Raw genomic sequence first — 13,991 nt, 5'->3', positions numbered from 1 at the left:
TAACCCTTATTGGGGTGAAATATACCCTACCGTAGTTCATTAGGTCAAACAGGCATAAATAGGCGCGCCTATATGGCGTGATTGTAAATACAAAAACGAAAAGGGCTTATAAAGACCTACCAAAGACCTTATCTAGGTGTATTATTACCCCATTACACCCCTATAACACCCCGTTATGTGGGATTTAATGTATCGATACAATAAGGCACATTAAAAAATGATTGACTCTATTCCTCTTAAATCGATAACAAACGCCGAAATGATCAAAAATTTCAATATAGATAGAGCAGGAACGCGCTTGCGAATCATCCGAAAGATTCTCGGATTTAATCGCCCACAATTTAGCGCTCACGTCGGTATAACCCCCGACCGTCTGAAAAATCTGGAAGATCTTAAACAAAAGCTAAACGAAACTGACATTTTAGCGGTCACTACCTCATGGCCTTTTCTGGCTGACTACCTGACCCACAAAGAAGGCATCAGGCTAGACCCCTCCAGCGAATACATACACGCGCTCGCTTCCAACCTATTACTAAAACAAATCGATTTATTAGCCAAAGCCCAAGAAGTCCAAAAAATTAGCGATTGCGACCTTGTGCGATCCGCGCTCGTAATCCCTCAGTTTCGCGACCTACTCAAAAAAGAACTAAAAGCCAAACTTGCAAGCGCCACGCAAGAGGCCAAAACCGATGCCCGTTAAGAAGACAAAGCAAGGTAATTATCGCGCCCAATTCCAAGCCGACGGCACCCGCTACGACAAAACATTCCCCACCGCCAAAGAGGCGAAACACTGGGAAGCGGAAACCAAAGCCGCAGCCAATAAAGGCTTAAACGAGATATTCAAGAACGCCAAAACGCCAATGGTTGAGATGGTGCACAAGTGGTATGACCTACACGGCAACACGCTACGCGATGGACTACACCAGCGAAACGCGCTCGTAAAAATGTGCGAGGCAATGGGCAACCCGCAAGCAGGGAAATTTAAGCCGGAAACGTTTTTAAATTATCGAAGGGAAAGACTATCGGCGGGAATCAGTGAAAACATGGTTAACCATGAACTCACTTATTTGAAAAGCATGTTTAACTGGCTTACGCGCTTTTTTGAGTGGAACCAAGAGAACCCACTAAAGCACGTTAAAAAAGTCACCCAGTATGACGTTGAATTACGCTACTTAGAGCATGACGAAATCAAAACACTTATAGCGGCCCTAGAAAGTGGCCGCAGCTCTAACCCGTCATTGATTACTAGGCTTTGCCTATCCACTGGCATGAGATGGAATGAAGCCAATCAGCTACGCCGTGAAAACCTGATACCTAGCCAAAACAAGATCCGGCTCAACATCACCAAAAACAGCAAGGCGCGAACGCTACTAATCACGCCACAGCTAATGAATGAAATTGTTGAGCAAGGCGAACCCTTTGGCCGATTGTTTCCGCAGGATCACTACAACGCTTTTAAACTGGCACTGGACAAGACTGAAATCAAATTACCCAAGGGCCAACGCACCCACGTTTTACGCCATACGTTTGCGAGCTGGTACATGATCAACGGCGGCCGCTTGGAAGTCTTGCAAAAGATACTAGGCCACGGGACCATACTAATGACCATGAAATATGCCCACTTAGCGCCGGATTATCTCGACACTATGACGACATTGAACCCACTGGATCACGCGAAGCCGTAAAAAATGCGCGAAAATCCCGCGACCAACAAAAAAGGCCAACTATTTTTAGTTGGCCTTTTTCTTTAAAATCGAGCTGTAACCCGCATGATTACTAGCTTTTAAATTGGTGCCCGGAGCCAGACTCGAACTGGCACGATCTTACGATCGAGGGATTTTAAATCCCTTGTGTCTACCAATTTCACCACCCGGGCAAAATTTCAACAACATGAAGTTGTTGGAGGCGCGAGCCGGAATCGAACCGGCGTACACGGAGTTGCAGTCCGCTGCATAACCACTCTACCATCGCGCCTAATTTGGAGCGGGAAACGAGACTCGAACTCGCGACCCCAACCTTGGCAAGGTTGTGCTCTACCAACTGAGCTATTCCCGCACACTGCTGTCGTTGCTCGACAACGGGGGCTTATTCTAATGACCCACGGCCCGCTGTCAATATATTTTTTCCTTATTTCTGAGTAACTTAGCGCGACTTAGCTTTTTAATACAGGCCAAGCTGCCTTAAGGTATTGAATCATGGACCAAATCGTTAACACTGCTGCAAAAACCAACAATACAATTGCCGCTGCATACCAACCATCCGAAGCAATGAGTGCGTCATGGCCACCAGGCTCAATACCGAGAAGCCCTGTAATGGCCGTCATCTGCACAAGCGTCTTTGCTTTACCGACAAAGCTAACCGCTACATCCGCGCTTTTTCCAACGCCCGCCATCCACTCTCTCAAGGCTGATACAAAGACTTCCCTACCAACAATTATTAAGGCCGGCACAGTAAGCCAGAGCGTATTATCACGATCCACAACCAGCATTAGAGAGACAACAACAATCAATTTATCTGCTACGGGGTCTAAAAACGCACCAAAAGCAGTGGTCAAATTCATTTTACGAGCCAAATAGCCATCCCAATAATCGGTGATGCACGCGACCCAAAATACAACCGCCGCTGCAAAACTGGCCCAATATACAGGCAGATAAAACACAACAACCATCAGTGGTATCAACACGACACGGATGGCAGTTAAAATATTAGGAAGGTTTACAGGCATATATTTTTCCGATTACAACTAGTTGCTTTACTACTCATCATGCAAAGCACTATATATTTCAGTAGCTTTCTGGCGACTAATCCCTGGCACCTTGGCTATCTCATCAATATTGGCCGCTTTTACTTGCGCCAAATCGCCGAAGAATCTTAGCAGCTCTTTACGTCTTTTGGCACCTATACCAGGAATATCCTCCAAAACTGAGCGGCCTCTCACCTTTCCTCTTCGAGCACGGTGCCCTGTTATGGCAAAGCGGTGTGATTCATCTCGAATTTGCTGGATAAGGTGCAACGCAGGCGAACTCTTATCCAAGGTAAATTCTTTGCCTCGGTAAAGAAGCACCTCCATCCCTGCTTTCCTGGTTACCCCCTTACTCACACCCAAAACATGGATGCCGGAAATATCGAGACCCGCAAGAACATCTAATGCAATATTGGTCTGACCTTTACCACCATCAATTAATAATAAATCAGGCTTTTTATCATCCACCAGTTTCTTAAACCGCCGTGTTAACGCTTGGCGCATGGCCCCATAATCATCACCAGCTTCAACCCCTTCAATATTAAACTTTCGATAGTCAGACTTAAGCGGCCCCTCTTGGTTAAACACCACACAAGAAGCGACCGTTGCTTCTCCATGACTATGACTAATATCGAAGCATTCCATTCTTTCGATTGGTTGCTCCATACTCAAAAAGGATTGAAGTGCCTGATACTGCTGCGCAATATGCTGCTTACCTTGGCTCTTTATGCGGCAAGATTCTTTAGCATTATTGATTCCAAGCTGTAACCAGCGCAGCCGCTGCGCCCTTACTTGAAAAGATAATTTTACTTTCTTCCCTCTATATTCGCTTAACGCGCCAGATAAAACCTGCGTATCGCTTAACGTATGCGAGCACACCACTTCATCGGGGATTTCACGATTAAACTGCAAATAAAACTGAGAAATAAAAGCCGTGAGTGCAGCGTCCTCATCTTCATCCATATTGAGCTTTGGATAAAAAGAGCGGCTACCTAACATTCGCCCTTCGCGAATATTGATCACATGTACGACGCAAATACCCTGCTCAATATGAATAGCAAACAGATCTAAATCGCCATCTGACGCTTCAATAGATTGGCTTTCCTGTATTTTCCGTAAATGCTGGATTTGGTCGCGAAACTCCGCCGCCTTTTCAAAATCCAGCTGCTCAGAAGCGCGATCCATATCCATTTGCAGATCGGAAATAAGATCGTTGTTTTTCCCACGCAAGAACATTTGCGCATGGTACAAGTCCTTTGCGTAATCTTCCGGAGAGATCAAACCGACACAGGGCGCACTGCAACGGCCTATTTGGTGCTGCAAACATGGTCTGGATCGATTACTAAAATAACTGTCCTCGCAGTTACGCAATTTAAACACTTTCTGCAAAAAATTAAGCGATTCCCTTACTGCATAGGTACTGGGAAATGGTCCAAAGTATTCACCGCCTTTTTTACGCTTACCGCGCACATACGCAAGCAACGGGTATTGGTGATCGCTGCAAAAAATATAAGGATAGGATTTATCGTCTTTCAGTAGAATATTGTAGCGCGGCTTGTGCTTTTTGATTAAATTCTGCTCAAGTAGCAGCGCTTCTGTTTCACTACCTGTAATGGTGACTTCAATATCATCTATGCGCTGCACCAAGGCCATGGTCTTATTGTTTAAGCCATTGCTCGCAAAATAACTGGAAACACGATTCTTTAGATTTTTTGCCTTTCCGACATAGAGAATCAAGCCTTCGCTATCGTACATACGATAAACGCCTGGCTTGGTAGATAGATGCTTTAGAAAGGATTTATGATCGAATGCCATCAGATTTTAGCTAGCTTCGGTATCAACAATCCCAAAACGAATAGCTAGACGGGTCAACTCAACATCGCTTGAGATATCGAGCTTTTCAAAAATTCGGTAGCGATATGTATTGACTGTTTTAGGACTCAAAAATAATTGATCAGAGATTTCTTGCACTTTTGCACAATTCGCAATCATGATACTGATTTGCATTTCTCGATCCGACAAACTATCGAATGGACAGGCCGCCTCTTGCGATTCAAATGGCTTGAGCGCCATTTTTTGCGCGATTTCGGGACTTATATAACGCTGGCCAGACTTAACTTTTAAGATTGCACGGCGCATTTCTTCGGCGCTTGCACCCTTAGTCATATAACCTGCCGCACCTGCTTGCAACAATCGAGAGGCATACGGATCTTCACCACAAGCAGTAACGACAACAACCTTCAGGTCTGGATTGTGACGCAACAGTTTATGAGTGGCTTCCAAACCACCCATACCTGGCATCCTAATATCCATCAGCACAACTTCAGGATCATGCTGCTTAACCATTTCGAAAGCTTCCTCGCCACTACTGGCTTCTGCGATTACTTCGATGTTTTCACTGCCCTGTAACAGGCTCACAATACCCATTCGTACAAGATCGTGATCATCAACTACTAAAACACGAATCAAAATTTATACCTCGCCTGCGATTGACGCTATGCTAGCAAATACTCGTATAGAAACCAGCTATTTTTTCTGAGAGTGCAACCGTGCTAAACGTTGTCGCTGCCACTCTTGAGTCGGATTATTTAGCGGCAAGATTATCTCAACGGTATCACCATGAAGACGACGCAGTACTTTAAAACCAAGCTTATCCGCTAGACGCAACATAGGGCCATTATCACTCAACACCATACCCATCATCTCTACCGCACCCTGCTCACGACAATAGTCAATCATCTTATCCATTAGCGCCCGACCAATACCCAATCCTTGAGCCGCATCACTAACCATAACTGAAAATTCAGACTGTATTTGATCAGCATCCGTCCAAGTCCGAACCACACCTAGCATCTGATCATCCTTATCCATAGCAACAAATGCCATCTCCTGCTGATAATCAATCTGAGCAAATTGCGCTAGTTCACGATGACGAAAATTACGACGAGATGTAAAAAAACGATAACGTAACGACTCTGCACTAAGTTCATCATGAAATGCTTTTAAGGCAGGCTCATCCTCACCCCGTATTGGACGCAGCTCGATGCTTTCACCTGAAACCTTGTTAGTTATAGTTTCAACCAAATTAGATGGATATGGACGAATACATAATTCATGGGGCCGCCCTAAATTCGCAGCCATTCCCAACACTTTAGCCCCCTCCACAGGATGAAGTATCACATTCAACTCCACGCCTTTCAGATTTGGCATATCAACCACCATTTGAGAAAGCTTGATCAACATTTGGGACAATTGAGCAATATCGCGATCCACATGACGACTGCGTTCTTGCAAAACACGATAAATATGAGTTCGACTCATCAATTGGTGAGCTAAAACATCATTCAATGGAGGAAAAGAAACCGCCCTGTCGGCCATAATGTTGGCCGTAGCACCTCCTCCACCAAAAATAATCAACGGACCAAAGGTTTCGTCTCGGGTTACCCCCATACTAAACTGAATTGTGACCTCACCTGAACGCATGGGTTGGACACTGAAACCGTGGACCTGACTATGATCAAAACGCTTTCGAATTTGCGAGCGTAGTTCCTTGGCAGCAAGATTTAATTCTTCCAAGTCTTGTATACCCGTTACAACCCCCCTCCATCGGTCACGCGGGTTATCACCGTATGCAAATGGGTGACAATAGCGCTCATGGATAATTTTTAATGCAGCAGGGAATTTAACCTTTGGCGCTGGACGGGAAAAATTTTCATTAAGGAATTGTGTTTCAACTACTTTAAAGTCGTAGCACTGCAATACTCGATAAATCTCTTCAGCGGTTAAATACTCCCGCTGTTGATGCATCGCATTATGAATGATTTCTTTGGCTTGCTTTACATCATGATTTGGTCCAACCAACATGGTGGCTGGAGTCTCACGCAAAAGCTCTTGGTTACGCTGGTGTCTCACCATATGCATGAACGCTTTAATCGCCCTATCGGGCGTGTCGTAGGTAGGAATCCCCGCATCATCAAATACATGACGACTACGCTCTACCGACTCGCCGCCCATCCAACTGGTTAACAAGTTTTTCTGATGAAATTTAATGTGGTTAATCACCACATTAGCCACATCAACAGGATTTACGACACTATTGGGTGAGAACAACACCAAAATGGCGTCGACGTTTGGATCTTGCTCAACCAACTCCAAAACTTTTTTATAAACTTTCGGACCGGCTTCAGGGGTAATATCCACCGGATTCGATTGAGACCAATATGGAGGCAATATTTCTGATAGCTTTTCAATGGTTGAAGTGGATAGCGTTGCCAACTGACCACCTTCATGCACTAGTCGATCAACTGCTAAAATCGCACCACCAATGCCATTGGCAACGATCGCCAATCGCTCACCTTTCAATGGCTTCATGCGAGTTAAGGATTCAACCGACTCAAATAATTCTTCAGTGCTATCCACCCTTAAGACGCCAGCCCGCAATAAAATTGCTTCATAAACCATATCTCGGTGACGTAAGCCGGCGGGAATTAAATCAACGGGCGACTGAGACTGAGGGAAACGACCGCTTTTAATAGCCAAAACCAATTTACTACGGGAGGCATTTCGTACAGCTCGTACAAAGGCTTTTGCATCATGCACTTGCTCTAAATGCAACATGATCGCTTTCACTTGGCGCTGCGATGACAGGTAATCAATGGCGTCTGGCATCGCAACATCAGCACTATCCCCGATCGTTAAGAAATGAGAAAAACCAATACCACGGCCATGAGCCCAATCCAGTAAGGCACTGGCCAACGTGCCTGACTGACCCAAATACGCAACCTTGCCAGGTAATGCTTGGATATGACTATAACTCGCATTGAGCTTTAAATCAGGAATCAGCAAACCCAAGCAATCTGGCCCCATGATACGCACATCATATTCACGAGATAGTTGCCTCAATGGGTTTTTCGAAGGTCGGAATTGTTCTGCGCGCTTACGAGAAATACCGCCAGTTAAAATAATGACAGCATGAATACCAATCTTGCCAAGCTGCTTAATAATTTTTTCTATCGTAGGCGCCGGTGTACAAATGATCGCCAAATCTATATCTTTAGGTAGACGACCAATTTTAGAAACACAGGGAACACCGTGCACGGTTTTATAACGACGAATGTTTACGGCATATACAGAGCCTTTAAAGCCAGCCGACTTTAAGTTCTGGATGACAGCACCACCCATACTTGTCGTTTTTTCTGATGCGCCAATGACGGCTATTTTTTGCGGCTCGAAAAAGCGCTCTAACCAACGAGTACCCATACTGCCCTTAGAAAAAGGTGTTTTCTTTTAGTTATTTGAGTTATATAGACTTATTAACCAAGGCTCAAGCAATTACTGCATGACTTCAACATTATTTATACAGCATTCAGATTTTGATCAGCACTCTGTACCGCCTCAGCACCCGGAAAGTCCATTACGGAATTTAGCTGTGGAAACCAAATTACGTCAATCTGGGCTTTGGAATGATTTAAGTATAGAGCAAGCAAAACCGGTTTCTCGAGAAATATTTCAATTGATTCACAGCAAAGGCTACATTGATCAACTGTATAATATTTCACCACCCAAGGGTATGATTCTCGCGGACCCAGACACACCACTCGCTTTCGACACCCTAGAAGCCACAGAAGAAGCTGCTGGATCTGGCATTCAAGCAGTCGAATCCATACTCAGCGGAAAACATCAGAATGCTTTTTGCGCCATTAGACCACCTGGCCACCATGCAGAACCCAAAAAAACCAAAGGCTTTTGCTTTGTAAACAATATTGCTCTTGCAGCACAGCATGCACTTAACCAAGCGGGCATTAATCGGGTATTAATTTTTGACTTTGATGTTCATCAAGCCAACGGCACCATCGAAGCTTTTCGTGGACGAGATGACGTTGTTGTTGTTACTAGCTTTCAACACCCCTACTACCCCAACTCTCACTGGCTGGTTAAAGAGGAAAATATAATTAACATTCCAGTGGAAGAACATACAGGCAGCGCAGAATATCGTCGCTTAGTTGAGAATAAATTACTAAAGGCAGCAGATGCTTTTAAACCAGATATGGTTTTTATATCCGCTGGATTTGATGCTCACATCGACGACCCTATGGGCGGCCTTGATTTAATCGAAGACGACTATTATTGGCTGACAAAGTTAAGCATGGATATCGCCAACCGATACGCTAAAGGCCGAATCGTCTCCATGATGGAAGGTGGCTATAACTTAGAAGCCTTGGGTAATAGTGCTCACGAACACATAAGAGCCTTAACGGGCCAATAACCCACCGAAGCCTGAATACAAGTTCTTGCTTTTCCAGTAAAATAGATAACGGTATAAAATATCAAAGATATTTTGCAAACCACTGCACAACGTTAGGAAAATGATCCTTTGAACATTCGGGTGCAGTAAGCATATTAATATGATCATAATCCAAACGATTACCCATCTTGCGTCCTAAAAGTTGATACTGTTTAACACCCAAACCTGACTCTGCCATAAAACGCTTAACATCATGTCGATGGCCAAGACTAAAATCCTTGATTGCAGCAAAATACAAAGTAGGTGGCAACGAATTCGTTTGTGACGCTGCACCATAGTTAAAACCATCGTCACTATCTATCCAGGAGGATCGACTCACCCACTCCACACATTGCCGATGGGCTTTTAATGTTTCATTTTGCGAACCGATCTTATATTTCACAGCTGGCAGATAACCTTTTCGCTCCGCTATGCGTGTCGACAAATGCTTCCAAACCAAGTCTATTTTCAAATAGCGGTCAAAATTGCGCACACGGACCGTGCGTTTACTCCCGAAGTATACGCAAGAGGCAACCTGCTTAACGCGCTCAGAATAGCGCAGCAACAATGCATTCACATTAACGCCACCCCAAGAATGCGCTGCAATATGAAGTCGAGCTTGCCCTGTTTTTTCCAATATATAATCCATCACAAGCGGAATATCTTCAGTTATCGTTTCGGTTTGACCGTGGTCGCTTGCAGCACTCACTTTAGGTGTCGACAATCCCATCCCGCGCAAATCCAAAACAAATACCTGATAGCCCTGCCCGACTAGAAAACACACTAAACCCTTGCCGCTTTTGTGATAGAAAATTCGACCATCCTCCACCATACCATGGACCATCAACACTACCGGCGTGCTCTCATGGCCTGTTTGGGAGATGTGCATTAGATGCAACTTGTGCGGAAACTTTGATTCAACAAATAGGGATTGGAACAACATAGACTTTAGGGCACCTCTTATAAGTCACTTTAAGCTCTGGCCTTGATCGTGTTTCAAGATCAAGGCGTGGTATTGAAGGTCTAACGGGTTAAATCAAAATACCACAACACAGAGATTGGAACACGAGCAAGGCCCCGAAGGGCAAGGCCTGTAGCACTTTCCTTCGGTGTCAGACTTCTTGGAAAGGACTCGTCATTACGCGGCAAAGCCTTCCTTGAATGAAAGCACGACAGGCATCTTGCAGAGTCAAATTGACTTATAAGAGGTGCCCTTTCTTGAACATAAAAAACCCGGCTAAGCCGGGTTTTTGGAAAGTCGAATTATTTCGACGTTTTCTTTTTAGCAGACGTTTTTTTCTTTGCGGAAGTCTTCTTCTTAGCGCTCGTCTTTTTCGCTGAGGTTTTTTTAGCCGAAGTCTTCTTGGCCGACGTCTTTTTCTCAGTTATCGCCCATTTTCCATCTTCATAGAAAGCACTCCAACCCGTCGCTTTACCATCCTTATCCGACGCAACATAAATCTGCTGTGTCTTACGAGAGAATCGAACAGTGGTTGGATTGCCATCTGAATCTTTTGTTGGTGCATCCAACAAAAAATGATACTTCTCTGGTAATTCAGCCTGATGCGGTAACAGCTCCTCCACTTTAGGCGCGCGGGTTTCACGATTTTTAGGGAACTGACTCGCCGCTAAAAACAAACCAGAAGCACCGTCTCGCAGAACGTAAGTATCATCAACTTTCTCGCACTTAAGCTCAGGACATGGAATTGGATCCATTTTAGGCGGCGCTGGCTGACCATTCTTCAGCAATTTGCGAGTATTTTTACACTCTTCATTGGTACAACCAAAATATTTACCGAAGCGACCATTTTTTAGCTGCATTTCACTGCCGCACTTATCACACTCGAGTGTCGGACCTTCGTATCCTTTGATCTTAAACGTACCAAACTCAACTTCGTAACCCGAACAATCTGGATTATTACCGCAAATATGAACCTTGCGCTTTTCATCGAGCAAATAGCTTTCCATAGCAGCACCACACTTATCACAGCGGCGCTTTTCACGAAGACGGCGCATCTCTGCTTCTTCATCTTCGTTAGCTGAAATTGCTTCATCACCCGGCGTTAGATTCATGGTTTTGGTGCAACGCTCTTTGGGTGGCAATGAATAACCTTCACAACCCAAGAATACACCTGTAGAACCCGTACGAATCATCATATGACGACCACACTCTGGGCACTCAATATCTGTCGGCACAGGTGTATTGGGACGCATCCCATCTTCGTCGTTACTGGCTTTATCCAGCTTAATCGAGAAGTCTTTATAAAATGAGTCTAAAACGTGTTTCCAGTTATCACGACCTTCTGCGATGTCGTCCAACTGCTCTTCCATATTGGCCGTAAAGCTGTAATCCATTAAATCTGTAAAGTTTTCTTGCAAACGATGGGTAACAATCTCACCCATTTTTTCCGCGTAAAAACGACGACCTTCAAGACGCACATAACCGCGATCTTGAATAGTGGAAATAATAGAAGCGTAAGTAGAAGGACGACCGATACCACGCTTTTCAAGTTCACGAACCAAGCTCGCTTCGTTATAGCGCGCAGTTGGTTTAGTAAAATGCTGCTTAGGCTCAACCTGTTCTAGTGTTAACGGGTCACCTGCTTGAAGATCTGGTAGAACCTTATCATCCTCACTCTTGGATTGCGCGGACAAGGCTGCCATATGACCATCAAAGCGAATCACTCGCCCTTTTGCTTTCAGTTCAAAGTCACCACATTTAGCGGTTAAAGTCGTACTGGTAAATTGAGCATCGGCCATTTGACACGCTAAAAAACGACTACGAATCAAATCATATAGCTTGTGTGCATCGGGCTCCATGCCATTCAAAAGATTAGATGTCATACGAACATCCGATGGTCGAATAGCTTCATGCGCCTCTTGAGCGCCTTCCTTACTACTGTAAATCCTTGGATTCTCCGGCAAATAATCATCACCGAATTTGTTCTGAATATAATCACGCGCGCCCGAGATAGCATCTTGGCTTAAGTTGGTGCTATCCGTACGCATATAGGTGATGTATCCGGCCTCATACAAGCGCTGAGCCATCATCATGGTTTTCTTAACGCTAAACCCTAAACGCGTGCTAGCCGCTTGCTGTAGAGTTGATGTGATAAAGGGTGCTGCTGGCTTAGAACGCGTTGGCTTGTCTTCGCGATTGGTAATTTCATAACCATTCGCCTCAAGCTTCTTCACTGCTGCCATGGCCTGCTCTTCATTCACAGGCTTATATTCTTTATCGCCTTCTTTCGTTACCTGAAAACGAATAGCATCACTGGACTTACCCTTAAGGTGACTAAAGGTTTCCCAATACTCTTCAGGTACAAATGCGCGAATCTCAGCTTCACGCTCAACCACTAGACGCACCGCTACCGATTGAACACGACCAGCCGACAATCCTCGTGCGATCTTTGACCACAGCAATGGCGAAACCATAAAGCCCACAACTCGATCCAAGAAGCGACGTGCCTGTTGCGCATCAACTCGATGCTTATCAACATCAGAGGGTTGTTCAAAGGCCTGCTGAATTGCCGTTTTGGTAATTTCGTTGAAAACCACACGCTTATAGGGAGCTCCCGTATCGCCAATCACCTCTTTTAGGTGCCAAGCGATGGCCTCCCCCTCTCTATCCAAATCCGTCGCGAGATAGATGGCATCAGCATCCTTAGCAAGCTTCTGCAACTCACTAACCACCTTTTCTTTACCCGGTAGTATCTCGTAATGAGCCTTCCACCCATGTTCAGGATCAATCCCCATCTTATTGATGAGCTTTTCCTTTTCTTTCTTCTTTTTATGGATGACTTTATCTTCGGGCGACATCTTACGCGTAATTGCCGCCTGGCGAGCACGCTCTTTTGGATCCACAGGCTGCTTGTTCGCACCAGTTGGCAAATCGCGGACATGACCGACCGAAGACTTCACGATAAAGTCTTTCCCCAAATACTTATTGATTGTTTTTGCCTTTGCCGGTGACTCGACTATAACAAGCGATTTTCCCATATACCTGCAATATCCCTAGGTATTTCTATAAATTTAAGCTGGCACATATATAAGGTGGCAACTGCTACGGGTCAAGTAAAAACCCAATAATCTGTTACACAACACCTTAAATGACTAATAAATAAACACTATTAGCGTGTATGTGACTGCTATACTTCAATCAAGGATTAGTCTGGAACAATAAAAATTGCAAATTTTATGATCATTTTTATCGTAATTATCAGCATAGTATTAATTGCTGGCGCCCTAATGGTTGCGCACCACATGAGCGTAAAAGAAAAGAAACTAACAGAGCAACGATTGAGAGGCAAACGCATTCTTGTCTATGCTAATGAAATTTGGGACGCTCTCAGTGAGTGCAGCAAATTGATTGACGCTCCCGACATCCTGCATACACTGATGGATTACTACCGCTGTCAGATGCGTCATCGCGACGGTATTCTTGGTGAAGATAATAGCCAAACTTACGAAAATGAAATTCAATCATTTAAAGACAAAATAAGCCAGATACACGTTGTTCAGCAGCTAGACAACGATAACGAAATCAATCATGCGAAGCGCATTTTCTCAAAAGCCAGCAAATACATAAAATCGGCCGCCAATAGGAAATTATTAGGCCAAGGTGAAGCCAATACAATGCGCACATCCATGAAACGCCGAATGCTCGATCTACAAGTCAGCGCATATGAACGTCTTGGCGATGAAGCTGGCGAACGCAGTGACCCTGCGACTGCAACCAATTATTACAAATACGCCAAAAAACTGCTCATCGAAACAAACCTTACATTTGATGGAAAGATTGAATGGGTTCGTAAAATCAGCCATAAAAACCAAGTACTCTTTGGCAATGCCGTAGCAGAGAAACTAGAAAAACAAATAGACGAGGAGGAAAATACAGTAGATGAGTTCGGCATACCCAAAGACACAAACGTACTGGCTGGAAACAAAAAAGCGTTTTAATTGAAG

Annotated in this window: 10 protein-coding genes and 3 tRNA genes; 4 read left to right on the top strand and 9 right to left on the bottom strand. The window is 44.5% G+C overall.

Annotation, left to right across the window (positions count from 1 at the left end; translation table 11 throughout):
- Window positions 1–217 precede the first annotated feature (217 nt).
- Both HF888_RS07730 and HF888_RS07725 read left to right on the top strand, forming a co-directional pair.
- Window positions 218–700, top strand: coding sequence for a hypothetical protein (locus tag HF888_RS07730; protein ID WP_007017751.1), 483 nt, complete (start codon window positions 218–220; stop codon window positions 698–700).
- Window positions 690–1,685, top strand: a complete 996-nt coding sequence (locus tag HF888_RS07725; RefSeq protein WP_007017750.1) for a phage integrase — start codon at window positions 690–692, stop codon at window positions 1,683–1,685. Before HF888_RS07730 ends, HF888_RS07725 begins: the two co-directional genes overlap by 11 nt.
- A 104-nt stretch (window positions 1,686–1,789) precedes the next feature.
- On the opposite strand, the gene HF888_RS07720 is transcribed toward HF888_RS07725, so the two are convergent.
- The 7 genes from HF888_RS07720 to HF888_RS07690 all read right to left on the bottom strand — a co-directional run bounded on the left by HF888_RS07720 (window position 1,790) and on the right by HF888_RS07690 (window position 8,002).
- Window positions 1,790–1,876: transfer RNA gene (locus HF888_RS07720), tRNA-Leu, on the bottom strand.
- A 24-nt stretch (window positions 1,877–1,900) separates the two neighbouring features.
- Window positions 1,901–1,974 (bottom strand) — tRNA-Cys (locus HF888_RS07715).
- Window positions 1,975–1,979: 5 nt separating this feature from the next.
- A tRNA-Gly gene (locus HF888_RS07710) sits at window positions 1,980–2,055 on the bottom strand.
- 97 nt (window positions 2,056–2,152) lie between these two features.
- Entirely contained in the window at window positions 2,153–2,725 is a 573-nt protein-coding gene (gene pgsA, locus HF888_RS07705) for a CDP-diacylglycerol--glycerol-3-phosphate 3-phosphatidyltransferase (protein WP_007017749.1), read from the bottom strand.
- Window positions 2,726–2,755: 30 nt separating this feature from the next.
- The gene (gene uvrC / locus HF888_RS07700) at window positions 2,756–4,558 is read right to left on the bottom strand and encodes an excinuclease ABC subunit UvrC (RefSeq protein ID WP_007017748.1); all 1,803 of its coding nucleotides are present in this window, start codon (window positions 4,556–4,558) and stop codon (window positions 2,756–2,758) included.
- A gap of 6 nt (window positions 4,559–4,564) precedes the next feature.
- A complete protein-coding gene (gene uvrY, locus HF888_RS07695; protein WP_007017747.1) occupies window positions 4,565–5,212 on the bottom strand; it encodes a UvrY/SirA/GacA family response regulator transcription factor in 648 nt (215 codons plus the stop codon).
- Window positions 5,213–5,269: 57 nt separating this feature from the next.
- Window positions 5,270–8,002 carry a bifunctional acetate--CoA ligase family protein/GNAT family N-acetyltransferase gene (locus HF888_RS07690; RefSeq protein WP_007017746.1) on the bottom strand — a complete coding sequence of 911 codons (2,733 nt, stop codon included), beginning with the start codon at window positions 8,000–8,002 and terminating at the stop codon, window positions 5,270–5,272.
- Between the two features lie 79 nt (window positions 8,003–8,081).
- Between HF888_RS07690 and HF888_RS07685 the strand changes: the two genes are divergently transcribed.
- Window positions 8,082–9,008 (top strand): histone deacetylase family protein, encoded by a 927-nt coding sequence (locus HF888_RS07685; protein WP_007017745.1) that lies wholly within the window; start codon window positions 8,082–8,084, stop codon window positions 9,006–9,008.
- A gap of 61 nt (window positions 9,009–9,069) precedes the next feature.
- Here HF888_RS07685 and HF888_RS07680 read toward each other — a convergent pair whose 3' ends face one another.
- Both HF888_RS07680 and topA read right to left on the bottom strand, forming a co-directional pair.
- Window positions 9,070–9,915: an alpha/beta fold hydrolase gene (locus tag HF888_RS07680; protein ID WP_207798121.1), complete on the bottom strand. Its 846-nt coding sequence runs from the start codon at window positions 9,913–9,915 to the stop codon at window positions 9,070–9,072.
- A 374-nt stretch (window positions 9,916–10,289) separates the two neighbouring features.
- Window positions 10,290–13,025 carry a type I DNA topoisomerase gene (gene topA, locus HF888_RS07675; RefSeq protein WP_007017743.1) on the bottom strand — a complete coding sequence of 912 codons (2,736 nt, stop codon included), beginning with the start codon at window positions 13,023–13,025 and terminating at the stop codon, window positions 10,290–10,292.
- 198 nt (window positions 13,026–13,223) lie between these two features.
- Between topA and HF888_RS07670 the strand changes: the two genes are divergently transcribed.
- On the top strand, window positions 13,224–13,985 hold the full coding sequence (locus HF888_RS07670) for a hypothetical protein (protein ID WP_007017742.1): 762 nt from the start codon (window positions 13,224–13,226) through the stop codon (window positions 13,983–13,985).
- Window positions 13,986–13,991: the final 6 nt, after the last annotated feature.

Source organism: Bermanella marisrubri (assembly GCF_012295615.1).
Lineage (GTDB): Bacteria > Pseudomonadota > Gammaproteobacteria > Pseudomonadales > Oceanobacteraceae > Bermanella > Bermanella marisrubri.
This window is presented reverse-complemented; position numbering and strand designations above follow the sequence as displayed.